Annotated in this window: 22 protein-coding genes and 1 pseudogene; 9 read left to right on the top strand and 14 right to left on the bottom strand. The window is 64.5% G+C overall.

Annotated elements, in window-relative coordinates; translation table 11 throughout:
- The 3 genes from NTA49_RS11895 to hflX all read left to right on the top strand — a co-directional run bounded on the left by NTA49_RS11895 (position 1) and on the right by hflX (position 3,215).
- Positions 1-1,536, top strand: a complete 1,536-nt coding sequence (locus tag NTA49_RS11895) for a TrkH family potassium uptake protein (RefSeq protein ID WP_261368282.1) — start codon at positions 1-3, stop codon at positions 1,534-1,536.
- A 144-nt stretch (positions 1,537-1,680) separates the two neighbouring features.
- Positions 1,681-1,920: an RNA chaperone Hfq gene (gene hfq / locus NTA49_RS11890; RefSeq protein WP_007119530.1), complete on the top strand. Its 240-nt coding sequence runs from the start codon at positions 1,681-1,683 to the stop codon at positions 1,918-1,920.
- Between the two features lie 41 nt (positions 1,921-1,961).
- Positions 1,962-3,215: a GTPase HflX gene (hflX, locus tag NTA49_RS11885; RefSeq protein ID WP_261368288.1), complete on the top strand. Its 1,254-nt coding sequence runs from the start codon at positions 1,962-1,964 to the stop codon at positions 3,213-3,215.
- A 93-nt stretch (positions 3,216-3,308) separates the two neighbouring features.
- On the opposite strand, the gene NTA49_RS11880 is transcribed toward hflX, so the two are convergent.
- Positions 3,309-3,857 carry an rRNA large subunit pseudouridine synthase E gene (locus NTA49_RS11880; protein ID WP_261368281.1) on the bottom strand — a complete coding sequence of 183 codons (549 nt, stop codon included), beginning with the start codon at positions 3,855-3,857 and terminating at the stop codon, positions 3,309-3,311.
- Complete coding sequence (locus NTA49_RS11875) at positions 3,854-6,325, bottom strand: penicillin acylase family protein (protein WP_258294999.1); 2,472 nt, start codon at positions 6,323-6,325, stop codon at positions 3,854-3,856. The genes NTA49_RS11880 and NTA49_RS11875 overlap by 4 nt, the downstream gene beginning before the upstream one ends.
- Before the next feature lie 97 nt (positions 6,326-6,422).
- Here NTA49_RS11875 and NTA49_RS11870 point away from each other — a divergent pair, with 97 nt between their 5' ends.
- Together NTA49_RS11870 and NTA49_RS11865 are read left to right on the top strand one after the other, a co-directional pair.
- Positions 6,423-7,295, top strand: coding sequence for an NAD(P)-dependent oxidoreductase (locus tag NTA49_RS11870; protein ID WP_258294998.1), 873 nt, complete (start codon positions 6,423-6,425; stop codon positions 7,293-7,295).
- Positions 7,296-7,426: 131 nt separating this feature from the next.
- Positions 7,427-8,656, top strand: a complete 1,230-nt coding sequence (locus tag NTA49_RS11865; protein ID WP_258294997.1) for a hypothetical protein — start codon at positions 7,427-7,429, stop codon at positions 8,654-8,656.
- A gap of 118 nt (positions 8,657-8,774) precedes the next feature.
- Here NTA49_RS11865 and NTA49_RS11860 read toward each other — a convergent pair whose 3' ends face one another.
- The 3 genes and pseudogenes from NTA49_RS11860 to hemB all read right to left on the bottom strand — a co-directional run bounded on the left by NTA49_RS11860 (position 8,775) and on the right by hemB (position 10,697).
- Positions 8,775-9,341: a lipid-binding SYLF domain-containing protein gene (locus tag NTA49_RS11860; protein WP_258294996.1), complete on the bottom strand. Its 567-nt coding sequence runs from the start codon at positions 9,339-9,341 to the stop codon at positions 8,775-8,777.
- A 165-nt stretch (positions 9,342-9,506) separates the two neighbouring features.
- A pseudogene (locus NTA49_RS11855) lies at positions 9,507-9,689 on the bottom strand (porphobilinogen synthase); the annotation flags it as partial.
- Between the two features lie 6 nt (positions 9,690-9,695).
- Positions 9,696-10,697, bottom strand: a complete 1,002-nt coding sequence (gene hemB / locus NTA49_RS11850) for a porphobilinogen synthase (RefSeq protein WP_258294995.1) — start codon at positions 10,695-10,697, stop codon at positions 9,696-9,698.
- Positions 10,698-10,816: 119 nt separating this feature from the next.
- Between hemB and NTA49_RS11845 the strand changes: the two genes are divergently transcribed.
- Together NTA49_RS11845 and mfd are read left to right on the top strand one after the other, a co-directional pair.
- Positions 10,817-11,344, top strand: coding sequence for a hypothetical protein (locus tag NTA49_RS11845; RefSeq protein ID WP_258294994.1), 528 nt, complete (start codon positions 10,817-10,819; stop codon positions 11,342-11,344).
- 34 nt (positions 11,345-11,378) lie between these two features.
- Entirely contained in the window at positions 11,379-14,849 is a 3,471-nt protein-coding gene (gene mfd / locus NTA49_RS11840) for a transcription-repair coupling factor (RefSeq protein ID WP_258294993.1), read from the top strand.
- Between the two features lie 5 nt (positions 14,850-14,854).
- On the opposite strand, the gene NTA49_RS11835 is transcribed toward mfd, so the two are convergent.
- The 6 genes from NTA49_RS11835 to NTA49_RS11810 form a co-directional block, all read right to left on the bottom strand.
- Positions 14,855-16,063, bottom strand: coding sequence for a multidrug effflux MFS transporter (locus NTA49_RS11835; RefSeq protein ID WP_258294992.1), 1,209 nt, complete (start codon positions 16,061-16,063; stop codon positions 14,855-14,857).
- Positions 16,064-16,171: 108 nt separating this feature from the next.
- Positions 16,172-16,576, bottom strand: a complete 405-nt coding sequence (locus tag NTA49_RS11830; RefSeq protein WP_258294991.1) for an adenylyltransferase/cytidyltransferase family protein — start codon at positions 16,574-16,576, stop codon at positions 16,172-16,174.
- A 228-nt stretch (positions 16,577-16,804) separates the two neighbouring features.
- Positions 16,805-17,452, bottom strand: a complete 648-nt coding sequence (locus NTA49_RS11825; protein WP_258294990.1) for a DsbA family oxidoreductase — start codon at positions 17,450-17,452, stop codon at positions 16,805-16,807.
- A gap of 75 nt (positions 17,453-17,527) precedes the next feature.
- The gene (locus tag NTA49_RS11820; protein ID WP_258294989.1) at positions 17,528-19,084 is read right to left on the bottom strand and encodes a class I adenylate-forming enzyme family protein; all 1,557 of its coding nucleotides are present in this window, start codon (positions 19,082-19,084) and stop codon (positions 17,528-17,530) included.
- Between the two features lie 84 nt (positions 19,085-19,168).
- A complete protein-coding gene (locus NTA49_RS11815) occupies positions 19,169-19,651 on the bottom strand; it encodes an arsenate-mycothiol transferase ArsC (protein ID WP_258294988.1) in 483 nt (160 codons plus the stop codon).
- Between the two features lie 34 nt (positions 19,652-19,685).
- Positions 19,686-21,398 carry an extracellular solute-binding protein gene (locus NTA49_RS11810; RefSeq protein ID WP_261368287.1) on the bottom strand — a complete coding sequence of 571 codons (1,713 nt, stop codon included), beginning with the start codon at positions 21,396-21,398 and terminating at the stop codon, positions 19,686-19,688.
- A 402-nt stretch (positions 21,399-21,800) separates the two neighbouring features.
- Here NTA49_RS11810 and NTA49_RS11805 point away from each other — a divergent pair, with 402 nt between their 5' ends.
- Both NTA49_RS11805 and NTA49_RS11800 read left to right on the top strand, forming a co-directional pair.
- A complete protein-coding gene (locus NTA49_RS11805) occupies positions 21,801-22,574 on the top strand; it encodes a 3-hydroxybutyrate dehydrogenase (RefSeq protein ID WP_258295087.1) in 774 nt (257 codons plus the stop codon).
- Between the two features lie 67 nt (positions 22,575-22,641).
- On the top strand, positions 22,642-23,673 hold the full coding sequence (locus NTA49_RS11800) for a patatin-like phospholipase family protein (RefSeq protein WP_258294986.1): 1,032 nt from the start codon (positions 22,642-22,644) through the stop codon (positions 23,671-23,673).
- On the opposite strand, the gene NTA49_RS11795 is transcribed toward NTA49_RS11800, so the two are convergent.
- The 3 genes from NTA49_RS11795 to NTA49_RS11785 all read right to left on the bottom strand — a co-directional run bounded on the left by NTA49_RS11795 (position 23,660) and on the right by NTA49_RS11785 (position 26,290).
- Positions 23,660-24,385: a DUF502 domain-containing protein gene (locus NTA49_RS11795; protein WP_258294985.1), complete on the bottom strand. Its 726-nt coding sequence runs from the start codon at positions 24,383-24,385 to the stop codon at positions 23,660-23,662. The two genes, NTA49_RS11800 and NTA49_RS11795, sit on opposite strands and share 14 nt — an antisense overlap.
- A 112-nt stretch (positions 24,386-24,497) precedes the next feature.
- Positions 24,498-25,406 (bottom strand): pseudouridine-5'-phosphate glycosidase, encoded by a 909-nt coding sequence (locus NTA49_RS11790; protein WP_258294984.1) that lies wholly within the window; start codon positions 25,404-25,406, stop codon positions 24,498-24,500.
- Entirely contained in the window at positions 25,403-26,290 is an 888-nt protein-coding gene (locus NTA49_RS11785; protein WP_258294983.1) for a PfkB family carbohydrate kinase, read from the bottom strand. Before NTA49_RS11785 ends, NTA49_RS11790 begins: the two co-directional genes overlap by 4 nt.
- Between the last annotated feature and the right edge of the window lie 33 nt (positions 26,291-26,323).

The following is a 26,323-nucleotide window of genomic DNA, read 5'->3' as shown; positions in this document are numbered from 1 at the left end:
ATGGCGCAGCCGTCCGCCCTTCGGGATCGCGTCTTGCAGCTGCCGCTGTTTCTGCTGATGTTCGGCGCGGCGTCGGTCCTGATGCTGGTGCCCGCGATCCACGGCGGGGTGATCCGCGAACTGGCCACGGCGCGGGCGTTTCTCTATTCGGCGGTGCTGGGCATCCTGCTCTTTGTCATGATCGCGCTGGCCCATGCGGGGCGCGCGCCCCGTCATGGCACGCTTGGGCCGCTCATGAGCCTCTTTGCCGCCTTCACCGTGCTGCCTGCCTATCTTGCGGTGCCGTTCCACGAAGGGCTTGGCACCACGTCGTTCCTGAACGCCTATATCGAGATGGTCAGTTCGTTCACCACCACGGGGGCCACGCTGTTCGACATGCCGGGGCGGCTGAACGACACGCTGCACCTGTGGCGCGCACAGGTCGGCTGGATGGGCGGGCTGCTGATGTGGATTGCCGCCAGCGCCATTCTGGCGCCGCTGAACCTGGGCGGGTTCGAGGTGACGGCCCGCGCCGAGCCGGGGCGCTATGACGAGCGCAACCTGCGCTATCAGCATCCCGAAGGGCGCGCGCGTCTGGTCAAGGTGACGAAGGCGCTGGTGCCGATCTACATCGGGCTGACGTTGCTGTTGTGGATATTGCTGATCGCCGGGGGCGACCGGTCGCTGGTGGCGCTGTGTCATGCGATGTCGGTGATGGCGACCTCGGGCATCTCTCCGGTGGGCGGGGTGTCGGGGGCAGGGTCCGGTATCAGCGGCGAGATGGTGATGGCGCTTTTCATGCTGTTCGCCCTGTCACGCATGACCTTTTCCACCGACACCGTCACATCCGAAAGCGGCGGTCTGCGCAACGACCCCGAGTTTCGCATCGGCATCGCGCTGGTGCTGGGCGTGCCGCTGATCCTGTTCCTGCGCCATTTCCTCGGCGCGTTCGACATCGGCGAGCAGGACCGCCTGATCTCGGCCTGGCAGGCGCTTTGGGGCAGCGTGTTCACGGTACTGTCGTTCCTGACCACCACCGGCTTTGCCAGTTCGCATTGGGACACCGCGCAGAACTGGTCGGGGCTTGCGACGCCGGGCATGATCCTGATGGGGCTTGCGCTGATCGGCGGCGGCGTGGCGACCACGGCAGGCGGGGTCAAGCTGTTGCGGGTCTTTGCGCTCTATCAGGCGGGCCTGCGCGAGATGGAAAAGCTGGTGCATCCGTCATCGGTCAGCGGCAGCACCACGCTGGGACGCCGTGTGCTCAAGGGCGGGGCGTTCATCGCCTGGGTGTTTTTCATGCTGTTCGCGATCAGCCTGGCACTGGTCACGACGGTGCTGGCAGGCCTGGGCGTCGCGTTCGAGGATGCGATGACGATGGCCGTCGCGGCCCTGTCGACCACCGGTCCGCTGTTGGTCTGGGCGGGCGACGCGCCCATTCGCCTGCAAGAGCTGGGGCCTGCCGCCAAATCGGTCTTTGCCGCCGCGATGGTGCTGGGACGGCTTGAAACACTGGCGATTATCGCATTGCTGTCGCCGGGATTGTGGCGCAGTTAAGCCACAGGCGGGCGGCAGTGTCGCCACAGGGCCACAGCTTGCTGATTTTGGGCTGGAAACTCTGCGACTTGGTCTCCATACTCTCACGCAACGAGGGACGGCTTGATCCGCAGGCCTGCCAACAAGAAAAAAGGTAAGACCGACATGGCTTCGGACAGACAGAATTTGCAGGATGCCTTCCTGAACCACGTGCGCAAGACCAAGGTGCCCGTGACGATTTTCCTCATCAATGGCGTAAAGTTGCAAGGCGTGATCACGTGGTTTGACAACTTCTGTGTGCTGCTGCGCCGTGATGGTCAGTCGCAACTGGTGTACAAGCACGCGATTTCGACGATCATGCCCAGCCAGCCGATCAGCCTGTACGAGGGCGAAGACGCCTCTTGAGCAAACCACCGTTTCAGTTGGATGACAGTGAAGGGCCGCGGATGACGCGGGCCTTCGTGTTGCATCCCGATATAAAATCCGATCGCAACCGGCGTGGTGCCGCTTTGGCAATCGCCGAAGCCGTGGCGCTGGCCCACGCGCTGCCGCATCTGCATGTGGCGGGCGATCTTGTCGTGCCGCTGCCCAAGGTGCACGCGGGCAAGCTGTTCGGCAAAGGCAAGATCGAAGAGCTGCGCGCCCGCTTCAAAGCCGAAGAGATCGAGCTGGTGCTGGTCGACGGTCCCGTCACGCCCGTGCAGCAACGCAACCTGGAAAAGGAATGGGGGGTCAAACTCCTCGACCGGACCGGCCTGATCCTCGAGATTTTCAGCGACCGCGCCGCCACCCGCGAGGGCGTGTTGCAGGTCGAGATGGCGGCGCTCAACTATCAGCGCACCCGTCTGGTCCGCGCCTGGACCCACCTTGAACGCCAGCGCGGCGGCCTTGGCTTTGTCGGCGGCCCCGGCGAAACCCAGATCGAGGCGGACCGCCGTGCGATCGACCTGCAACTGGTGCGCCTGCGCCGCCAGCTGGAAAAGGTGGTCAAGACCCGCACCCTGCACCGCGCCGCGCGCGCCAAGGTGCCGTTCCCCATCGTGGCCCTCGTGGGCTATACCAACGCCGGCAAATCGACACTGTTCAACCGCCTGACCGGGGCCAACGTCATGGCCGAGGACATGCTTTTCGCCACCCTTGACCCCACCATGCGCCGGGTCGAGCTGGAAAATGGCCCCGAGATCATCCTGTCGGACACCGTGGGCTTCATCTCTGACCTGCCGACGGAACTGGTTGCCGCCTTCCGCGCCACGCTCGAAGAGGTGCTGGCCGCCGACATCATCTGCCACGTGCGCGATATCTCGCACCCCGAGACCGAAGATCAGGCCGAAGACGTCCGCGAGATCCTGACCACGCTTGGCGTCGGCAACGAGCGTCCGATGTTCGAGATCTGGAACAAGATCGACCTGCTGCCGGAGGCCGATGCCGAGGCGGCTTTGGCCCGCGCCGCCCGCGACGCGGACATCATCGCCATCTCGGCCCTGACCGGCAAAGGTGTCGACAGCTTCATGTCGATCATCTCGGACGCGCTTCAGGGCCGCGTCAGCGAAGAAACCCTGCGCCTCGGCTTTGCCCAAGGCAAGAAACGCGCCTGGCTCTTCTCCGAAGGCGTCGCCGTGGACGAGGTGCAGGACGAAGAGGGCTTTGCCATCACCGTCCGCTGGACCCCCAGGCAGCGTGCCCAGTTCGAACAGGTCTAGACCGGCTTTCTCTTGGCCAAAAATATTCCGGGGGAAAGCGCCGCCAGGCGCTTGGGGGCAGCGCCCCCCAAAGCCCTCTCAACACTCCGCGCCTCAAACCTCGATGCGCCGCCAGCTGCCGTTTTCCAGCCCATCCAGCGTCCACTCGCCGATGCTGACGCGCACCAGCCGCAGGGTCGGCAGCCCGACATGGGCGGTCATCCGGCGCACCTGGCGGTTGCGGCCTTCGGTCAGGGTCAGCTCGATCCAGCCGTCGGGCACCGTCTTGCGCACGCGGATCGGCGGATTGCGCGGCCACAGCCATTCGGGTGCGTCGATCAGCCGGGCCTTGGCGGGCAGGGTGGGCCCGTCCTTCAGCGTCACACCTGCGCGCAGGTGCGCCATGTGGCTTTCGGTCGGCGTGCCCTCGACCTGCACCAGGTAGGTCTTGGGCTGCTTGAACTTCGGGTGCGATATCCGCGCCTGCAGCGCACCGTCCGAGGTCAGCACCATCAACCCCTCGCTGTCGCGGTCCAGCCGTCCGGCCGGATAGACCTGGGGAACGTCGACATAATCCGACAAGGTCGGCCGGGTCGTCGGGCTGCCCTTGTCGGTGAACTGCGGCAACACGCCGAAGGGCTTGTTGAACAAGAGCGTCGTCATGGTGCGGCGGGTTCCAGCCGGGTGATCCCCACCGATGCTGCCCGCGCCAGACCCTGATCCAGCGACATCGGGATGTATTCCCCGCGCCGCCACAGCTGCGCCATGTCGTCATAGTGGCGCGACAGGAAATGCCCGGACTGGCCGGTCGATTCGATAAAGACCGAACTGTCGGGATCGGCAAAGTCATAGACCCCGCGATAGCCCGCGCCGTGCACGTTCTCGAAGGCATCGGCACCCGAGCCACCGCGCGTCAGCCCGCGTTGCAGGGTGTTGTCGCCGCCCGACGTGCTTTGACGGATGTTCACGAAATACCGCAGCAGCGGGACACTGCCCAGAACCGGATGGTCGTGGGTCGCCTGATGCGCATCGCCCCAGCGCAGCGATTCCAGTTGCGTGCCATAGGTCTCGCCGATCCACAGCAGCGCGTCGTCCAGCGCCAGCCGGGCCATGTCGGGGCAGGTCTCGACCGGGGCGCTGCGGCGCACGTCGCACCAGGACGCGGCACCGTCCACGTCGCGGAACGCGCGCTCGATCAGCAGCGGCTCGACGTGGCGCAGCTCGTTTGCCAGCGGCCCGATATCGTCGCGCACCATCCGGTCCTGCAGCGCGCGCAGCCATGCGGCATAGATCAGCGGCTCGGGCAGGTGTTCGTTCATCTCGCCGTTCCAGTCGGCCAGCAGTGTCAGCGCCCGCTGGCGCTGGCGTTCGGCGGTGCCGTCGGGGGCAGCCTCTTCGGTGAACCACAGTTCGGCCCCGATCAGCGGCAGCAGCGTGCGTGCCGTGGCGCTGACCGTGTCCAGCTGCGCCTCGATGAAACTGTCGCGGGTGTGCACCTGGCGCGCCTGCATCAGCCGCTGCCAGCGCTGGATGCGCTGGGTGTCGCCCCAGCGATAGCTGAGGTGATTGGGAAAGGGCCGGTCGACCGTCTTGTTGTTGGTATTGCCCAGGATACCGCCCAGGGGGGCGACAAAACCGGGGTTCGACGCGAAGGGCATCACCCCCTGCCAGCGGTTCTCGGGCAGGTAGCCCAGCGACGGCATCCGCCCCTTCGACTGGTGCGCGGCGTCGCGGCGCGGGACGGCGCCCACGGTCTTCATCGCGATGATGTCCTGATCGGCCAGCGTCAGGTTCTGCGCGGGTGCGATCACCAGTTCGGCGGCATTGATCGCCTCGGCCACGTTTTGCGCCGACATCAGCTCGACCGCGGCACTGACCGTGGTGTCATTGGGCGACAGCACCGTCCAGCTCAGCGCCGCGACATGGCCCGAAGGCGTTACCGTGCCGATGTTCTTGAAGCTGCCCGGCAGCACGGGGCCGTTGTCGGTCCAGCGCAGGGTCAGCGTGATCGGCTCGGCGTCCTTGATGGTGATGATCGACTTGCGGGTCTCGAAGTCCTTCCAGCCGTCGGGCGTGCGGTATTGCGTGGGGTTGTCGGGGTTCAGCTCTTCGATGAACAGATCCTGATCGTCGACATAGGCCGCCGTGACACCCCAGCCCAGGTCGTCGGACCGCCCGGTCAGAACCGTGGGCATGCCGGGGATCGTGGCCCCGATCACGCCACCTGCCGCCAGGTCCAGCCGCGCCAGATACCAGATGCCGGGCGCGGTAAAGCCAAGGTGCGGATCGTTGGCCAGCAATGTGCCCCCCGACGCTGAACGCGACGGGTCAGCCGCCCAGGCGTTCGACGCACCGGCAAAGGCCTCGGGCCCGAAGGGCGACAGCGGGTCGATCCGCTGCGGCGTGGCGGCGGCATAACGCGGCACATTCGGCACCAGCGCGGAATATTCCGGCAGTGCGGCCACGCCGGTGCCGGGCGCATCGGGCAGGATATCCACCAGCCGCTCAGGGTCTGGCAGCGCCAGCGACATCCGCGCGCGCAGCACTTCGGCGTCAAGCTGGCCCGACAGTTGCAGCCCCATCAGCTTGCCGATGGCGATGCTGTCGGCGGGTTGCCAGGGGGCAAGCGACATCGGAAACACGAAGAATTCGGGCGCGCCGCGTCCCAGCGCCTCGGCGTTGATCTGGGTGATGCGCGCGTTCACCCCTGCGGAATAGGCCTCGAGCGCGGTCAGCGCCTTGGGTGTCTGTGCCGACACCGATTGCACGGCCAGCCGGTAGATATCCAACCGGCGCAGAAAGCTGTCGGTTTCGACCGTCTCGGCGCCGAACACTTCCGACAGGCGCCCCTGCGCGGTGCGCCGCAGCAGCATCATCTGCCAGAGCCGGTCCTGTGCATGCACGAACCCCAGCGCAAAGAAGGCGTCGGCATCGCTTTGCGCCAGAATGTGCGGCACGTTGGCATTGTCGCGCACGATCTCGGTATCCGCGCCCAGACCCGCCACCTGCAGCGTCGCGTCATAGTCGGGCAGGGACCGCGAGGCGAGATAATAGATCATCCCGACACCCAGCACCGCCAACACGATAAGCCCGGCGGTCAAACGCACCAACCACCGAAATACCACAGCCATAGACGGTCTCTCACTTTGCTTGCACAGTTGACCCGATGTGCCTGACTGATAGGAAAGGCGCAAGCGATAGGCAACATCCACGTAAAAGGAAGATCGAATGGCAAAGCTGGCATTTCTGGGTTTGGGCGTGATGGGCGCACCTATGGCGGGACACCTGAAAAAGGCCGGTCACGACGTTACCGTCTACAACCGCACCACGTCCAAGGCGCAGAATTGGGTCGACGACCACGGCGGCGCGCTGGCGAAAACTCCGTTCGAGGCGGCGAAAGGTGCCGATTTCGTGATCTCGTGCGTGGGCAACGACGATGATCTGCGGTCGGTCTGCACGGGCGATCAGGGCGCGTTCAAGGGCATGACCGGCGGTGCGATATTCATCGACCACACCACCGTGTCGGCGCAGGTCACAGCCGAGCTTTATGCCGCGGCGGATGCAGCGCAGATCAGCTTTGTCGATGCGCCGATTTCCGGGGGGCAGGCGGGGGCCGAGAACGGCGCGCTGTCGATCATGTGCGGCGGCGATCAGGGTGCCTATGACCGCGCCCTGCCGATCATGGAGGTGTATTCCAAGATCTGCCGCCGGATCGGTGAAAGCGGCGCGGGCCAGAAGACCAAGATGTGCAACCAGATCGCGATTGCCGGTCTGGTGCAGGGCCTGTCGGAGGCGCTGCATTTCGCCGAAAAGGCGGGTCTGGACGGGCGCGCGGTGGTCGAGGTGATCAGCCAGGGTGCCGCAGGGTCCTGGCAGATGGCGAACCGCTACGAGACCATGCTGGATGACAAGTTCGACCACGGCTTTGCGGTGGACTGGATGCGCAAGGATCTGGGCATCTGTCTGGATACCGCAGATGAGAACGGCGCGTCGTTGCCGGTGACCGCGCTGGTCGACCAGTTCTATAAAGATGTGCAGAAACAGGGCGGCGGGCGTTGGGACACCTCGAGCCTGATCAAACGTCTGCGCGCATTAGGTTGAAGGGCGGGCTAGAGAGCGGGCTTTGATGTCAAAGCCGCGATCTTTGCCGGTTATTGCCTGTCAGGCTTAACCGATCGGAAACTTTACATGGGATAAGCTGCTTTCAAATCACTCCAATTGAAAGCAGCACCTTGTCCACTGATCACCCCACCCGCGACACGGACCGTTTCACTCTTGAAAACCTGTTTTTCTCGCGCACGGACGCGCGCGGTGTCATTCAGGCCGCCAACAGCGTGTTTGTACATGTCTCCGGGCACGCCTGGTCGGCGCTGAACGGGGCCCCGCACAAGATCGTGCGCCACCCCGACATGCCGTCGGGTGTGTTCCACCTGATGTGGGAGGAGATTGCGGCGGGCCGGTCCATCGGGTCCTACGTCAAGAACCTGGCGACCGATCACACGCATTACTGGGTGTTCGCGGTCGTCCTGCCGCTGGAGGACGGATATCTGTCGATGCGGCTGAAACCCAGCAGCGCGCTGTTTGAAAAGGTGCGTCCGCTCTATGCCGCCCTGCGGGCCGAGGAACTGTCGGGCAGGCTGAACCCCGAGCAATCGCATGCCGCATTGCTGGACAAGTTGAAGGAGCTTGGTTTCACCAGCTATGCATCCTTCATGAGCATCGCGCTGGCCCAGGAGCTTGAGGCGCGCAGCGATACCTTGCGGCGGCGTTTCGATCCGGCCCTGCAAGCGATGGGCGGGCTCTCCGAGGCGGTGAAGGATATGGGCATCTACGGCGACAAGGTCGATCAGATCTTTCACAGCACGGCGCTTATTCCCAACAACCTCAGCATTCAGGCCCGCAGCCTGGAGGGGGCGAACGGACCGATCAGCGTGATTTCCAACAACCATCAGGTCATGGCACATTCATTGGGCAATATCCTGACACGGTTCCGCAACGCCGTGAGAGAGGGCGCGACCCACACTGGCATGGCGCGCTTTAACGCAGGCGCGCGCGTGTTGATTCAAGAGGTGGTAGACCAGTTTCGCAGCAACGCGGCCGTCAACGGTGTCGATGTCAGCGTCGAGGCCGACCGGCTGTCTGCGCTGCGGGCCGACTGCATGCAGCGCGAGCACATATCGGTGGTCAAGGTGATGGAGGCTGCCTCGGTCTATCGCGGCATGTCCACCGACATGCGCCGGGTGATGTCGGGGCTGGAGATGAGCCGGGTCATGTGCAAGATCGAACAGTCGAAATATGCATCCAACGTCGATGGTCTGAACGAAATCGTCGAGCGTCTGCACCGCGCAGAGCGACAGTTGAGCCAGGTCATCAACGATATCGAAAGCAGTGTCTTCGTCATCGAGGACCGCACCAGCCGGTTGATGCCCGGACGGGCCGGATACGCAGGTCGCGCGGCGTGAACAGGGACGCTCCCGGACCAGAACACCCGCCGCGTGGGCGGGCGTTCGATGACAGGTTTCGAGGTGTGAGGCGTCGCGGCCCAAAAAACGTCTGGGCCCGTTTTGCCCTAATGCGGGATCAGGGAATGATCCGCGAATATTTGGTGCCTTCCAGCGTCGCACCGAGGCGCAGGCCCGCGCGTCCGAACACCGCCGCCAGCACCGGAGCCAGCGCGGTCGTGGTCTCTGCGTTCAGGCTGTCGCCCTGGTCGGAAATCACGTATTCCAGATCCGCCCCCGCAGCCCAGCCGGGCGAGCGGCGGAACCCTGTCAGCGCGTCCTGGGTCATGAAGAACAGCACATGCGCATATTGCTGCGCGCCGATCTGCAAGCCGCCCGATGCCTTCGTCACGGAATAATAATCCACCGTTGCGTTGTTCACCCGCAGTGCCCCACGTCCATAAGCGCCGCCCAGACCCAGGCCCGCTTCGGTCACCAGCGGCATCACCAGCATGCCGGTGGCTTTTTGTGCCAGCGACTGCGTGTTGGGGTAGAGACGGTACATCTCTGCCAATGTCGCGTCGACGCGCGCGTCGATCATGCCGGGACCACGCCCGCCGATGCCGTTGCCACATGCTGCCAAAGCTGCCGTCGATGAGAGAGCGCCGAGGGCAAAGGCCCGACGTGAGAGGGTGGATAGGGTCATTGTGAACCGCCTGTGATTGTTGCTCTGCTGCCGGTTATCCGGTCTTGGCCGAAACTATAGGCGCAAGATCGCCACCTGTCACGCGCGAAGGCGCCGATGGGCGGAGCGGTGCCTGATTTTACCGACCTTCGGAGCGCGTGCACGCAGGAGCGGCGCACCGATGCCTCAACGGCTGGCCAGTAAACGCGCCGCCGCGGGCGCGAAACAGGTCAGAATGCCGTCGCAGCCTGCGCGTTTGAAGGCCATCAGGCTTTCCAGCATCACCCGATCACCGTCGATCCAGCCGTTTTGTGCTGCTGCCTGGATCATCGCGTATTCACCAGAGACCTGATAGGCGAACGGCGCGCCGATGCCTCAACGTTTGGCCAGAAGCCGTGCCGCCGCGGGCGCAAAATAGGTCAGAATGCCGTCGCAGCCTGCGCGTTTGAAGGCCATCAGGCTTTCCATCATCACCCGGTCGCCGTCGATCCAGCCGTTCTGTGCCGCCGCCTGGATCATCGCGTATTCACCAGACACCTGATAGGCGAAGGTCGGCGCGCCGAACGTGTCGCGGGCACGGCGGCAGATGTCCAGATAGGGCAGGCCGGGTTTGACCATGATCATGTCTGCGCCCTCGGCCAGATCGCGTTCGATCAGGCGCATCGCCTCGTCGGCGTTGCCGGGGTCCATCTGATAGGTGTTCTTGTCGCCGGTCAGGGCCGCCGACGCACCCACCGCATCGCGGAAGGGCCCGTAGAACGCACTGGCGTATTTTGCAGCATAGCTCAGGATCATCACGTTGCTGTGGCCCGCCGCCTCGAACGCCGTGCGCATCGCGCCGATCCGCCCGTCCATCATGTCGGACGGGCCGATGATATCGGCACCCGCATCCGCCTGGGCCACCGCCATCTTGACCAAAGCCTCGACCGAGCGGTCATTGACGATCTCGCCCGCTTCGACAAAGCCGTCGTGGCCGTTGATGTTGTAGGTGTCCAGCGCCACATCGGTCATGATCGCGATGTCGGGCACCGCCGCCTTGATCGCGCGGATCGCGCGGTTGACGTGGTTGTCGGGGTCCCATGCGCCCGTGCAGTCCTCGGTGCGCTCTTCCAGCCCGGTATAGGGGAAGAGGCAGATCGCGTTGATCCCCAGATCGGCGGCCTCGCGGGCGGCCTCGACCACCTTGTCGACGGACCGGCGGTAAACGCCGGGCATCGAGGCGATCGGCTCCATGATGTTCTCGCCCGCGCGCACGAAGACCGGCCAGATGAAATCATCCACCGACAGCGTGGTCTGCCGCACCAGCCCACGGATCTGTGGCGTGGTGCGGGTGCGGCGCAGCCGGGTGGCGGGAAAGGGAGCGAGCGTTGGGCGCATGATAAGGGAGCCTTTTTGAAAGTCATTCTTGGGTGCCACGTAAATTTGCACCGTGCAAGGGTAGGAATTGGTGCGACGCAGCGGTAAGAGAAGCGATATCCACGCAAAAGGCTTTGGCGTTGAACTGGCATCAAACAATTTTCGAGCTGATCGACATGCGGTCCTTTTCCAATCTCTGGTTCTGGATCGCCCTTGCCGTGGTGTGGTCCACGGCCAGCCACTGGGTTCTGGGCGTGCCCTTCGACATGGTGTCGCGCGCGCGCAAGGCCGGTGGTCAGGTCGAGCAAGATCTCGAAGATCTGGTGCGCATCAACGTCAACCGGTTTCTCTTTATCGTGCGACTGTCGGGGCTGTGGATGCTGGGCATCGTGTGTTTCGTGCTGACCATGCTGGGGCTGCTGGGCTGGATCTACCGGATCGAGTTCGCGCAGGCGCTGTTCTTGCTGGCCTTTCCGATGACGCTGGTGGGCGCTTTGAACCTGTCCACCGCGCGTCTGATCGAGCGTGACCAGCTGAGCGGAGAGGGGCTGCGCCGGCGTCTGACCCGGCACCGCACCTACACGCAGGCGGTGGGCATGCTGGCGATCTTCGTCACCGCGCTCTGGGGGATGTATCAAAACCTCAGCCTTGGGGTTCTGGGCGGTTGACAGCGTGCCGGTCTGCCCCACATGAAGCGCGCTTATGATTGATCCCGCACACATCACCGTATCCGGCGCGCCCGAAGGGTTCGACGCCACCCGCATCCTGGCCGAACTGGCGCGGGGCGTGCCTGTGGCCCACGTGGCGCGCGACGACAAGCGGCTGGCGGCGATGCGCGATGCGCTGCGGTTCTTTGCCCCCGACGTGCCGGTGGTCGTCTTTCCCGGATGGGACTGTCTGCCCTATGACCGGGTGTCGCCCAACGCCGACATCTCGGCGCAGCGGATGGCGACGCTGGCCGCGCTTGTGCACGGCATGCCGGACAAGTTCGTGCTGCTGACCACGATCAACGCGGCCACCCAAAAGCTGCCTGCGCGGTCGGTGCTGCGCGAGGCTGCGTTTTCGGCACGTGTGGGGGATCGGATCGACGATGCGTCCCTGCGTGGATTTCTGGTGCGTATGGGGTTCGTGCAATCGCCCACGGTAACCGAGCCCGGCGATTACGCGGTGCGCGGCGGCATCATCGACATCTATCCGCCCGGCGATCTGGGGCCTGTGCGGCTGGATCTCTTCGGCGACGTGCTGGACGGCGCGCGCCGGTTCGATCCCGCGACGCAGCGTACCACTGAAAAGCTGGACGTGATCGAGTTGGCCCCGGTGTCCGAGGTGATCCTGGACGAGGCGGCGGTGACGCGGTTTCGCCAGAACTACCGGCTGGAATTTGGCGCGGCGGGCACTGACGATCCGCTGTATGAGGCGGTGAGCGCAGGGCGCAAGCATCAGGGTGCGGAACATTGGCTGTCGTTCTTCCACGATCATCTTGAGACGCTGTTCGATTACCTGCCCGATGCGGCGATCACGCTGGACGATCAGGTGACGCCGACGCGGTTGGCACGCTGGGACACGATCGCCGACCAATACGAGACGCGCAGGCTGGCGATGCTGAACCGCTCGAAGATGGATTCGGTTTACAAACCCGCGCCACCGCAGGGCCTGTATCTGGACGATGCCGCATGGGAGGCCGCTGTTGCAGGCCGCCGTCTGGTTCAGTTTCGCGCGCTGGCGCAGGCGACGGGCCCCGGCGTGGTGGACGCAGGCGGGCGCATCGGGCGCAATTTCTCGCCCGAGCGTCAGCAGGAAAGCCTGAGCCTTTTCGGGGCTTTGGCCTCGCATATCAAAGCGAAGCTTGCAGATGGCCCGGTGGTTGTCGCCAGCTATTCCGCAGGGGCGCGTGAACGGCTGAGCGGGCTGATCGAGGATGAGGGGCTGGCCGAGACCATCCCCGTCACCGACGCCACGCGGATCGGCAAACGGGGCCTGCATCTGGTGGTCTGGGCGCTGGAACACGGGTTCGAGGGGCCGGTGGACGGCAAGCAGATGACTGTGATCTCGGAACAGGACGTGCTGGGCGACCGGCTGATCCGCCAGCCCAAGCGCAAGCGGCGTGCCGAGAATTTCCTGACCGAAGCGACCAGCCTGACGCCGGGCGATCTGATCGTGCATGTGGATCACGGCATCGGGCGCTATCACGGCATGGAGGTGATCACCGCCGCCGGGGCAGCACATGAGTGTCTTCTGCTGGAATATGCAGAGAATTCAAAGCTGTACCTGCCGGTCGAGAACATCGAACTGCTGTCGAAATACGGCCACGACGAGGGGCTGCTGGACCGCTTGGGCGGTGGCGCATGGCAGTCGAAAAAGGCGAAGCTGAAAGAGCGCATCCGCGAGATGGCCGACAAGCTGATCCGCATCGCGGCCGAGCGTGCGTTGCGCCGCGCACCTGTGCTTGAGCCGCCCCCCGGCATGTGGGACGCATTCAGCGCGCGCTTTCCGTATGAGGAAACCGACGACCAGCTGAAGGCCATCGGCGACGTGATCGAGGATTTGACGAGCGGCGCGCCTATGGACCGTCTGGTGGTGGGCGACGTCGGCTTTGGCAAGACCGAGGTGGCGATGCGCGCGGCTTTCGTGGCGGCGATGGCAGGCGTGCAGGTGGCGGTGATCGCGCCCACGACGCTGCTGGCGCGGCAGCACTACAAAAGCTTTGCGGAGCGGTTTCGCGGCTTTCCCATCGAGGTGCGCACGCTCAGCCGGTTCGTCAGCACAAAGGAGGCGTCGGACACCCGCGAGGCGATGTCGCGCGGCACTGCCGACATTGTTATCGGCACTCATGCGCTGCTGGCCAAGAACACCCGGTTCAAGGAGCTGGGCCTGCTGATCATTGATGAAGAACAACACTTTGGCGTCGGTCACAAGGAACGGCTGAAGCAGATGCGTTCGGACGTGCATGTGCTGACGCTGACCGCGACGCCGATCCCGCGCACGCTGCAACTGTCGCTGACGGGGGTGCGCGATCTGTCGATCATCGGCACGCCGCCCGTCGACCGTCTGGCGATCCGCACCTATGTCAGCGAATTCGACGCGGTGACCGTGCGCGAGGCGTTGCTGCGCGAACATTATCGCGGCGGGCAGTCGTTCTATGTGGTGCCGCGCCTGTCGGACCTGCCCGAGATCGAGGAGTTCCTGAAGGCGCAATTGCCGGAGTTGTCCTATGTCGTGGCGCACGGCCAGATGGCGGCGGGCGAGCTGGATGACCGCATGAACGCCTTTTACGACGGCAAGTTCGACGTGTTGCTGGCCACCACGATTGTCGAAAGCGGTCTGGATATTCCCACTGCCAACACGATGATCGTGCACCGTGCCGACATGTTCGGGCTGGCGCAACTCTATCAAATTCGCGGACGGGTGGGCCGGTCGAAAACCCGCGCTTATGCGTATCTTACGACCAAACCGCGTGCCAAGCTGACGCCGGTTGCGGAGAAACGGCTGCGTGTGCTCGGCTCGCTTGATACGCTTGGTGCGGGCTTTACGCTGGCGAGCCAGGATCTGGACATTCGCGGCGCGGGCAACCTGCTGGGCGAGGAACAGTCGGGCCAGATGCGCGATGTCGGGTTTGAGTTGTACCAGTCGATGCTGGAAGAGGCGATTGCCAAGATCAAGGCGGGCGAGATGGAAGGCCTGAGCGAGGCCGACGAGCAATGGGCGCCGCAGATCAATCTGGGCGTTCCTGTCCTTATTCCCGAAGACTATGTACCGGATTTGGATGTGCGTCTGGGGCTCTACCGCCGTCTCAGCGGGCTGAGCACCAAGGTCGAGCTGGAAGGCTTTGCCGCCGAGTTGATCGACCGTTTCGGCACGCTTCCGCGTGAGGTCAACACGCTGATGCTGGTGGTGCGGATCAAGGCGATGTGCAAACGCGCCGGGATCTCGAAACTGGACGGCGGGCCGAAGGGGGCCACGATCCAGTTCCACAATGACAAGTTCGCCTCGCCCGAGGGGCTGGTCACCTTCATTCAGGATCAGCGCGGGCTGGCACGCGTCAAGGACAACAAGATCGTGGTGCGCCGCGACTGGAAGTCCGAAGGCGACAAGATCAAGGGGGCCTTTGCCATCGCCCGCGATCTGGCGGAAAAGGTCGTGGCGGAGAAGAAGAAGACCAAGAAAAGGGCCTGATCGCGTCAGTCGCGGTTTTCGATCCGGCCCATCCACAGCATCAGCGCATAGCCGCCCGAGACGAAGAGGATCACGGCGATCATCAACGACAGCGCGGTGCCGTCGTAGAACAGTGCCACGGGCGACGCGATGGCCGCCGCCGCCAGCGTGGAAAACGCGCCGATCACCGAGGCTGCCATGCCGGCGATATGCCCCATCGGGTCCATTGCGATGGCGTTGAGGTTGCCCACGGAAAAGCTGGCGGTGCAAAAGAGCGACAGCTGCCAGATCAGGAAGATGTAGAATTCGCCCGACAGGTTCAGGCGGGTCATCACCAGCATGACGCAGGCGAATGCGATCTGCGTGCCTAGCGCCCAGGTCACCAGACGCCGCATGCCCAGGCGCACCACGACCAGCGCATTGGTCAGACTGGCAAGGCCAGAGATCAGCGCCACCAGCCCGAACCAGAACGGAAAGCTCGCGCCGCGCCCATACACATCCGTATAGATCGGCTGGATCAGCATCAGCGTGCTGAACAGCATGGCCATGATCAGGGTCTGCACGATGATCGACAGCCGCACCGTGGGGTGGCGAAACATCTCGACGACCGCATCGCGCATCAGCCGCAGACGCAGGGGGCGACGGTTTGCGTGGGGCAGGGTTTCGGGCAGGCGCAGCCCCAGCCAGCCGACGGAGATCACGGAAAACACCACGAAGGCGCCGAAGATGCCGCGCCAGCCGGTCAGGCCCATGATCAGCGCGCCGATTGCGGGGGCGACGGAGGGCACCAGCGTGAAGATCATCATCACGATTGACATGATCCGCGCCATGCCGCGGCCCGCATAAAGATCGCGGATGATCGCCAGCGCCACCACGCGCGGACCGGCGGCACCGAGGCCCTGAAAGAACCGGGCGGCCAGCACCATGGCGAAGCTGTCCTCGTACCAGCCGACGGCGGCGGACACGATGTAAAGCGCGGCACCGCCGTAGACCACCGGCTTGCGTCCCAGCGCGTCCGAGAGCGGACCGGTAAAGAAGGTGCCAAGCCCCATGCCCATCAGGAACACCGTCAGGATCAGCGCCGCCTGTGCGGCATCGCCGCCCGTCAGCTCGTCAGCGATTTGCGGCAGGGCGGGCAGCATAGCGTCGATGGAAAAGGCGATGGTGGCGAACATCATGCCCATCAGCGCGATGAATTCGACGCGGCCAATGGTGGGCCTTGGGGTGGGGGTCATGGGCTGAGGGCTCCTGGAGGTGGCGCGCAACGGCGTCATGCACGCGCAGGTTTATCCCAGCGTTTTCAGGATCACAATATAGCGAAGCGGATCAAGCGATTGCAGGTCTCAGGCGGCTGAAATCTGCCGCTGGAACGGCTCTTCCGGTGTCAGGTCGGACGCATACGGCAGGTAGATCACCCGCGTGAGGTCACCCAGATCGTCGAACTGGCCGGTCCACCTGTCGTCCATGGCGAAGACCGAGACATCGTAGTTCACGATGTCGGAGCGTTTCTGGTCAAAGCTGGTCTCGGGGATCACCCGGCTGACGAAACGGCAGGCTTCCAGAACCTCGCGGCGTCGGACGAAGGGCATGGTGCAATGGATGCCGCGTGCCCTGGTGTAGGCATCGGTCGCGCAGCCGACGATCAGGGTGTCGCCCAGTTGTGACAGGCGCTGCAACAGGCGGACGTCGCCCTGGTCGAACATGTCGAAACTGCCGTAAGTCAGGACGGTGACAGGTGTGCGGGTCATCGGGCGCACCGCTGCATTCGGGCAAGGCAATCGCCCGTGGTGATGTCAGAAGATGCAATGAATACGCTGCGCACCCCGAAGGGTGCTGCCTGTGTGTGTGCCATGTTACCCGCTCAACTGGTTTGTTTTTATCGTTGTCGCCGGGGGCTTTTGCCCCTCGTTGCGTCAAGAGTACGGCAGGCGGGTTTGATTTTCCACTTGTTTTTATGCCGTTGGGCAGATGGCGGGTCAGCCCTCTTGCGCGGCCAGTTCGGCGATCACCTTCGACCACAGCTCGGGTGGTTGCGCGCCCGGCACTGCATGTTGGCCTGCGACGATGAAGGTCGGCACCGAAGTGATCCCCATCTTGCGGCTGTGTGCGTCACGCTCGATGATCATCTCGCGGTCGGAGTCCGATGCCAGAAGCCGGCGCACCACGGCTGCGTCCATTTCGATGCTGTCGGCGATATCGGCCAGCGTGTCGGCATCGCCGATGTCGCGGCCTTCGACGAAATAGGCCTTGAACAGGGACGAGACGGCGGCGGTCTGGCGGCCTTCGATCCCGGCCCAGTGGATCAGGCGGTGCGCGTCCAGCGTGTTCGGCGTGCGCTGCATCGCCTCGAAGTCGATCTTGAGGCCGGCGGATTTCGCGTGGTCCACCACGGGTGCATAGGCTTTCACCGCACCTTCCTTGCCGCCGAACTTGCCTTCGAGATAGGCGCGGCGGTCCATCCCCTCGGCAGGCATGTCGGGGTTCAGCTGGAACGGATGCCATTCGATCTGGAAGGGATGGTCGGGGTTCTGTTCCAGCGCGCGGTCCAGATAGGATTTGCCGATATAGCACCAGGGGCAGATCGGGTCGGACATGATATCGAGCTTGATCGCGGCGGCTGGCATCGGGGTCACCTTGGTTGTTTGCGTTCTTTCACGCTGCCACATAGCGGGGTTTGCGCGCGGATGCACCCCCTTGGCTCAGGGCACCGTGATCTTGCCTGCGTCGAAGTCGCGGCACAACTTGCGGCGGAGGATCTTGTTGTTGGCACCCGTGGGCAATGCGTCGACATGCACGTAGAGACGCGGGCGCTTGTATCGGGCAAGACGGGTTTCGGCGAAGGCCTTGAGCACGTCGGGGTCCAGCGGTGCGGGCCCGGTGTAGAAGGCCGCGATCACGCGGGTGTCGGCCTTGACCAGCACATCGGTGGCGGCGACGGCGGTGATGCCGTCGTGTGACAGCAGTGCCTGTTCGACCTCGATGGGCGAGACGCGGTAGCCGCCTGCGTTCATCATGTCGTCGGCGCGGCCCAGATAGGTCACCTGATAATCGGCATCCATCTGCGCCTCGTCCCCGGTCAGGAACCAGTCACCAGCGAATTTCTGCGCGGTCTCCTCGGCGGCACCGATGTATTCCAGCATCAGGCCGGGATCGCTGCGGTGCACGGCGATGATGCCGGGCTGGCCGATGGGTCGGGGTGTGCCTGTCTGGTCCACGATGGCGATGTGGCGGCCCGGCTGGGGCTGGCCCGATGCGCCGTCCGTCGCCGGGTTGGTCGGGCTGGCCGAGATGAAGGTCGAGCATTCCGACATGCCGAAAGCCTCGAACACTGGCGTGCCGGTGGCTGCAGACCAGGCATCGCGGATGCGGTCGGGCAGCTTTTCCCCGGCACTTAGCCCGTGGCGCAGATCGGGCAGGAGCATGGACCGGGGCAGGGTATCGCGCCCTTTCAGCATCTGGCGAAAGACGCCGGGTGCGGCGGCGAAGATGGTGGCGCGGTGGCGGGCCAGCAGGTCGGGCAGCGCCTGCGCAGGCGTGCCGGGAGCGGGGATCAGCGCGGCAGCACCCAGCGTCCACGGGTCCATCAGGCCGGTGCCCAGCGTGTAGGTCCAGTTGAACGCGCCCGCGTGGCAAAGCCTGTCGTCGGCGCGCAGCCCGTACCAGCCCTGGTGCATCATGCCGCGCGCCCAGATCGCGCGGTGCGCATGGGCCACGGCGCGCGGTTTGCCCGAGGTGCCGGAGGTATAGATGACGTAAGCCAGCCTGTCGGGATCGCCCATCGCGGCCTCGGCAGGCCGCAGGGCGCGCATCGCCTGCAGGTCGTCCAGCGGGATGCAGCGCGCATCGTCGGGGCAATCGACGCCCGGATCGCGCAGGATCGCGGCGACGGGCAGTTCGGCCAGGATTGCCGCGACTTCGGGGTCGGTCAGTGCAGCCGAGGTGGGGATCGGCACCAGCCCGGCCCAGATCGCGCCCAGGTAAGCGATGGGAAAATCGACGGTATTGCCCAGCCGCATCAGCACCATCTGGCCGGGCTGCGCATGGCGCAAAAGCCCCGTCGCGGTGCCGCGAATGGCGGCGATCAGCGCGCCGAAGCTCCAGTCCTCGGTTTGGTCGTCGTGCCCGTCGTGCCCGTCGTGCAGGATGCTCAGGGCAAGCTGATCACGGCGCGTATCGCCTGCGCGCAGGACATGAGCGGCCATGTTGAACGGGGCGGGGCAGCGGGGATGCACCCCTTGGGCAAAGACTGACAACATGGCTGATCGGTAGACCGACCGCGGCGTCGTTGCAAGGTGCGGGAACAGCGGCATTGGCTGTAGCGTGACCAAGGCGGTGGCCTGTCAATCCAGGCTGCCGATCTCTTTCAACAGCTTCTCAAGCGCGTCTCTCTCCATCGTCTCGAACGGGTGATCCAGAAGCGCCTGCGTCCGGCGGTTCAGACGTTCGAACGTGGTCTGAAACGCGTCGTCCCATCGGGCTTCGGGCGTGGCGGCGGGGTCTGCGACGGGCCAGTGCGCCATGGCAGGCGAACCCGGCCACTGCAGGTTGATTTCATCTGCGGCAGAGCCGCTTACCGAGATGACCACGTCCATCACCGGCGCGCCGCTTGCCGTAAACTCGTCCCGGCTTTTGGGTCGCAGGGGGTCTGTCTCCATCTCCATCTCGTCCAGCAGCTTCAGGCAGTGCGGATGCACGCGCCCTTGCGGACGCAAGCCTGCCGAAAAGGCGCGGATGCGTCCGATGCCGGCATCATCGAGGATGGATTCAAGCAAGATCGACCGGGTCGCGTTTCGGGTGCCAAGCACAAGGATGTTCACTGGCACGGCGCTGGTCCCTCGCTGTTGCAGACAGGTGGCATCATTCTTCCCACCACCAGACTTCCGGCATGTACGTCGGCCCGTCGCCATAGATCGGCAGCAAATCGGGGTGTTTCATTTGCCGGACGTGGGCGATGCGCCCTTCGGTGAACTGCCAGAACGGAATGACATAGCGCCCCGCTGTCAGCACGCGGTCGAGGGCGCGGGTGGCCGTGACGAACTGATCCTGTCCTTCGGCCCCCAGCATCGCGTCGATCATCGCATCGACAGCCGGGCTTGCGATACCGGGCAGGTTGCGCGAGCCTTCGGCCTCGGCGGCCTCGCTGCTCCAGTAATAGCGCTGCTCGTTGCCGGGCGAGAGCGACAGGGCGCGGCGGAAATAGGTCATGTCGAAATCGAAGCTGTTGGTGCGTGCCAGAAACTGCGCGTCGTCCACGGTTTCGATGCCCGCGGTGATGCCCAGCCGTGCCAGCGCGCCCACATAGATGTCGGCGATGGCGATGTTTTCGGTGCTGCCCTTGGGCAACAGGATGTCGAAGGTGAAAGGCGTGCCATCGGGGCCGCGTAGGGTGCCGCCTTCGGCGGAAAACCCGGCCTCTTGCAGCAGCTTCGTGGCCTTGCGCAGGTTGGCGCGGTTGCGCGCGGTGCCGTCCGAGACAGGCAGGGCGTAGCCGTCCAGCGTACCCTCGGGCAGATCGTCCGCGTAAGGCTCCAGCAAGGCGGCCACCTCGGGCGACGCGGGCCCTGTCTGCATCGCAAGGGCCGAGTTCGAGAAATACGACGTGATGCGCGGCTGCGCGCCCCCGGTCAGCGTGTCGTTGATATACTCAAAATTGAACGCGTGCATCAGTGCTGCGCGCACACGCCAGTCGTCGAAGGGCGCGCGGCGGGTGTTCATCGCAAGACCGGTCATGCCTGACGGTTTGCCATGCGGGATCTCTGATTGCACCACATCGCCGCTGAGCGCGCGCGGGAAGTCGTATTGCGAGGCCCAGCGTTCGGCGTTGAATTCGCGGATGGCGGAAATCTCGCCCGCTTTGAACCCTTCCAGCAGGACGGTGCCGTCGCCGTAGAAGTCGATGCGGATCTCGTCGAAATTATGGGTGCCGCGCCGCACCGGCACGTCCGCGCCCCAATAGTCGGGGTTGCGGGTCAGTTGCACGAACCGGCCGCCTTCGTAATCGCTGACCACGTAGGGCCCGCTGCCCAGCGGCACATCGGCCAGCGGCGCATTGGCGAAATCGCGGCCTTCCCATTGCGCCTTGCTCAGGATCGGGCGCATGCCCGCCAGCAGGGCCAGTTCGCGGTTGCCGGGATCGAAGGTGATCTTGACCGCGCGCGGCCCGTCCTGGGTGATCGAGGTGATCTGCGCCCAGAGCCCGTGGTATTTCGGGTGCCCTTGGGTGCCGAGTGTCTCGTAGCTCCAGATCACGTCCTCGACCGTCACCGGGGTGCCGTCGGAAAACGCAGCCTCGGGGCGCAGGACAAAACGTACCTCGGTGCGGTCCTCGGACACCTCGACCGATTCGGCCAGAAGACCGTATAAAGTGAACGGTTCGTCCAGGGAGCGGCCCATCAAGCTTTCGTGGGTGAAGTCGGCCAGCTGCCAGGGCGCGTTGCCTTTGCGGACGAAGGGATTGAGCGAATCAAACCCGCCGGTGTTGCCCAGAACGATCGACCCGCCACGCGGCGCGTCCGGGTTCACGTAGGGCAGGGACACAAAATCAGGTGGCAGGGCGGGGTCGCCGTACATAGCTATGCCATGCGTGGGCTCGGACACCGCAGCACCGCAGCCGAGAATCAGTGCCGCCGAGATCAGGTTGCGAAGTCCGTTTTGGAAAATATAGAAGCCCATATTGGAGACAATTCCCTTCTGCCCTTGTTTTGTTAGACCCAGCGGTAACTGGGGTTTCAGGTGTTTTCAAACTTTTAGCTTGGCCCTGAGCCACAGATTGCTTATAAAGGGGTCACTGCTCGATAGGTTTCTTGCCTGTATGAAACCTGCCTCAATAACTTAACGCCAGCTTCGTGCTGGCGTTTTTTTTTGGCTGTCGCCGGTCGGGCGTCATCTTGCCGTTCCTATTGCAGGTGCAGCATGGCAGAGTTGGCGCAGCACATTGCAACGCAACAAGGAGCATATCCCATGGCCATCACAATGGACCTCTCCGGCAAGACCGCCGTCATCACCGGCTCCAACTCGGGCATCGGCCTTGGCGTGGCCAAGGAGATGGGCAAGGCGGGGGCCAATCTGGTTCTCAACAGCTTTACCGATTCGCCCGAGGATCACGACCTGGCCGCCGAACTGTCCCGCAGCCTCGGGGTCGACGTCCGCTATATCCAGGCCGACATGTCCAAGGCCGAAGACTGCCGCCGTCTGGTCGTGGCCGCGGGCGGCTGCGACATTCTGGTGAACAACGCAGGCATCCAGCACGTCGCCGCGATCGAGGAATTTCCGATCGACAAGTGGGACGCGATCATCGCGATCAACCTCAGCTCGGCCTTTCACACCAGCGCCGCCGCCGTCACCGGCATGCGCGAACGCGGCTGGGGCCGGATCATCAACATCGCCTCGGCGCATGGTCTGACCGCGTCGCCCTACAAATCGGCCTATGTCGCGGCCAAGCACGGCATCGTCGGTCTGACCAAGACCGTCGCACTGGAAACCGCCACCGACCCGATCACCGTCAACGCGATCTGTCCGGGCTATGTGCTGACGCCCATCGTCGAAAAGCAGATCCCCGACACGATGCGCGAATACAAGATGACCCGCGAAGAGGTGATCCAGAACGTGATGCTGACCCGTCAGCCCAGCAAGGAATTCGCCACCACCGAGCAGATGGGCGGCACCGCCGTGTTCCTGTGTTCGGATGCCGCGGCACAGATCACCGGCACCACCATCAGCGTCGATGGCGGCTGGACCGCACTTTGACTTCATCTTGCCCCTTAAACTCCCGCCGGAGGCTCCCACAGGCCTGCGGCGCGTCCAGAGGCCGATCATGACACGCAAACGGATCAATCTGGCCCTGCAGGGCGGCGGCGCGCACGGCGCGTTCACCTGGGGGGCGCTTGACCGCATCCTCGAAGACGACCGCATCGAGATCGCGGCGATTTCCGGCACCTCTGCGGGGGCGCTGAACGGGGCCGCGCTGAAATCGGGCATGGTCCGGGGCGGGCCTGATGGCGCGCGCGCGGCGCTGGATGCGCTGTGGCACGAGGTTGCCGGGCTGCAGGGGATCGGGGTCGACAGCTGGATGGCGCCCTTTGGTGTGCGCAACATCAGCCGGGCGATGGAGATGAACCCGCTCTACCTGATGGGCGAGTTCATCACCCAAGGTCTGTCGCCCTATGCGATGGGGCCGCTTTATTCCAATCCGCTGAAGTCCATCGTCAGCGCCTTTGATTACGGCCAGGTCTGTGCGGACGAGGGTCCTGCGTTCTTCGTCAACGCCACCCGTGTGCGCAACGGCAAGCTGCGGGTGTTCGCCGCCGAAGAGGTCAACGCCGATGTGATCATGGCCTCGGCCTGCCTGCCGACGCTGTTTCAGGCGGTGCAGGTCTTCGACAGCCAGACCGGCCGGACCGAAGCGTTCTGGGATGGCGGATATACCGGCAATCCGGCGCTGTTTCCGTTCTTTGGCAAGGGTTTGCCCGCCGACATCGTGGTGATCAACATCAATCCGCTTGAGCGCGAGGATGTGCCCTATACACCCCAGCAGATCCAGAACCGGATCAACGAGATCAGCTTCAACTCGTCCCTGCTGCGCGAGATGCGGGCGATTGCGCTGGTGCAGCGGCTTCTGGATGATGGCACGCTTCCCGAAGAGCGGATGTCGCGGGTGCACATGCACATGATTGCCGACGACGACCTGATGAACGACCTGTCGGTCGCCACCAAGACCGTGCCGAACGGCTATGTTCTGGGACGTCTCAAGGAGGCGGGACGGGCGGCGGCAGACCAGTTCCTGGGGCAGCATTTCGAGGATCTGGGCGCACGCTCCAGCATCGACATGCGGGCTATGTACGGCTGAGCGGCTGGTCCTGAGGCACACTCGGGTCCTTGGAGTTCGGATAGACCAGCCCCGCCGAGATCACCAGTTTCGCCGCGTCCTCGACGCTCATGTCCAGCTCGATCACGTCCTCTGTCGGGAAGTACAGCAAAAATCCCGACGTCGGGTTCGGCGTGGTCGGCACGAAGATCGACAACAGCCCGTCGGGCGCGCCGGAGCGGCGTGAAATCTCGCCCTTGGCGGGCGTCGAGATGAAGCCGATGGCCCAGATGCCGCGACGCGGATATTCGATCAGGCAGGCTTTTTCGAAGCTTCGTTCGGACTGGGCAAAGACGGTTTCCGAGATCTGCTTGATGCCCGAATAGATCGAGCGGACCACCGGCGTGCGTTCCACCAGGCTTTCGCCAAAGCGCAGGACCGAGCGGCCGATGATGCCCTTGGCCATCCAGCCGACCATGATGGTGAACACCAGAAAGATGATTACGCCAAAGCCGCGCACGTTGATCTGCGATTCGGGTGCGAGGCCGAAAAAGTCTTGGATCATGCGGTCGGGATGATAGGCGCGCGGCACGAAAGGCAGCACGAAGCCGTCGATCCAGCCGATGACCGCCCAGATCAGCCAGATGGTCAGGCCCACGGGCGCGATCACCACAAGCCCGGTCAGGAAAGACGCGCGCAGACGTGCAAACATGCTGACCTTGCGGCGTGGTTCCTCGTCAAAAGGTGTGTTCATCGGGTTCCCGGAGGTTGGTGGATTCTGTGATCCAGCGGCTGACGACTTAAAATAGGGACTTTGCGCAGGGGCTACAACACCGATCCCGGCGCGCTTTCAGGCGCTTTTGCGGCTACTTGGTCAATTCGACGGAAATTTGTGCGGCCAGTCGCGCATTGTTGCGCACAAGTGCGATGTTTGCGGTCAGGGACCGGCCCTCGGTCAGTTCGAATATCCGTTGCAGCAGGAAGGGCGTGACCGCCTTGGCGCTGATGCCTTGCGCGTCCGCTTCGGCCTGGGCCTGGGCGATGATCGGGGCCAGCACCTCGGGGGCGATCTCGTCCTCGGCGGGGATCGGGTTGGCGATCAGCTGTCCGCCCGGCAGCGCCAGACGGTTGCGCATCTTGTGGGCGGCGGCGATGTCGGCGGCACTGTCCATGCGCAGCGGCGCGTCGAAGCCTGCACTACGCGACCAGAAGGCGGGCAGCGCGTCCTGACCGTAGGCGATCACCGGCACGCCTTGGGTTTCCAGCACTTCCAATGTTTTGGGGATGTCCAGGATTGCCTTGGGCCCTGCGGCCACGACGGTTACGGCGGTCTGCGCCAGTTCCATCAGGTCGGCGGAGATGTCAAAGCTTTGGTCCGCGCCCATGTGCACACCGCCGATGCCACCGGTGGCAAAGACGCCGATGTTGGCCAGACGTGCCGCGATCATGGTGGCGGCGACGGTCGTGGCCCCGGTGCGCCCCTGCGCCATGCAGACGGCCATATCGGCGCGGCTGAGCTTGGCGACGTCTTTCTCCTGCGCCAGCGCTTCGAGCTGCGCGTCCGACAGACCCACGTGCAGACGGCCTGCGATCACTGCCATCGTCGCGGGCGTGGCCCCGGCGCTGCGCACATCTTCTTCGACCTGCCGCGCGACTTCCAGGTTTTGCGGATAGGGCATGCCGTGGGTGATGATCGTGCTTTCAAGCGCGACGACGGGTGCGCCGCTGGCCTGGGCATCGGCGACTTCGGCGGAGCGGGCGTAGGAATGGGTCAATTGGGGGTGTCTCCTGAAACGTAGATTGCGGCTGCTTCCAAGGCCTGGGCCAGCGCCGTGTCGCGGTCGGCACCACGGGCTTCGGCGGCGATGTGGGCGGCCATGAATGTGTCGCCTGCACCGGTCACGCGGGTGACCAGCACCTGTGGCGGTGTTGCGTGGATGACGCCGCCCGTCGCGCAGCCTTCGGCGGCGTCTTGGCCGCCGTTGGTGACCAGAACGCGGGCAGCGCCCCGGTCCAGCAGGGCGGCGGCGGCCCGGGGGGCAGTGTCGAAGGTGGTCTGGCAGAGCAGTCCGGCCTCTTCGCAGTTCACGTAAAGCGTGCCGCGCGTGGCGTTGAGAAAGGGCGTCAGCCGCTCGGCCTTGCCCGGAGAGGCCGGGGCCACGCGCAGATCGGCCCGTGCCAGCGCATCGCCCGTGGCGATCTCGGCCAGCAATTCCAGCGTCAGGTTGCCGTCGAGTGCCACAAGGCCGGTATAGGGTGCGGGCAGTGTGCCATCGGTCAGCGGGCGCAGGATCTTGGCGCCGGCGGCTTCCAGCGAATGGGCGTCGGCAACCGCCGCGATCAGCCCGTTGGCCCCTTCGACGGCCATGTAGCGGTCGGTCGGCAGATCATCCGAGCGGTAGATCGTGCCGGTGATCATCCCGCGCGCGGAACAGGCCGCCATCAGCTCGTCGCCTTCGGCGTCGCGTCCGATCGCGGTCAGCAGCGCAGGGGTCAGCCCGAAACGCGCCAGCGTCATCGCGATGTTCATCGCAACGCCCCCCGGCAGGCGGGTGATCCGTCCCGGCACGTCGGACCCCTGACGCATGACCGACGCAGAGCGCCCGATCACGTCCCACAGGACCGATCCGATACACAATATGTCAGCTGTCTTTTTCATCCGCGCTTCATGGCCTGCGACGCGGCGTCTTGC

Source organism: Pseudosulfitobacter koreensis (genome assembly GCF_024733015.1).
GTDB classification, from domain to species: Bacteria; Pseudomonadota; Alphaproteobacteria; order Rhodobacterales; family Rhodobacteraceae; genus Pseudosulfitobacter; species Pseudosulfitobacter koreensis.
Note: the sequence above shows the minus strand (reverse complement) of the source record. Positions and strands in the feature narration are given on the sequence as shown.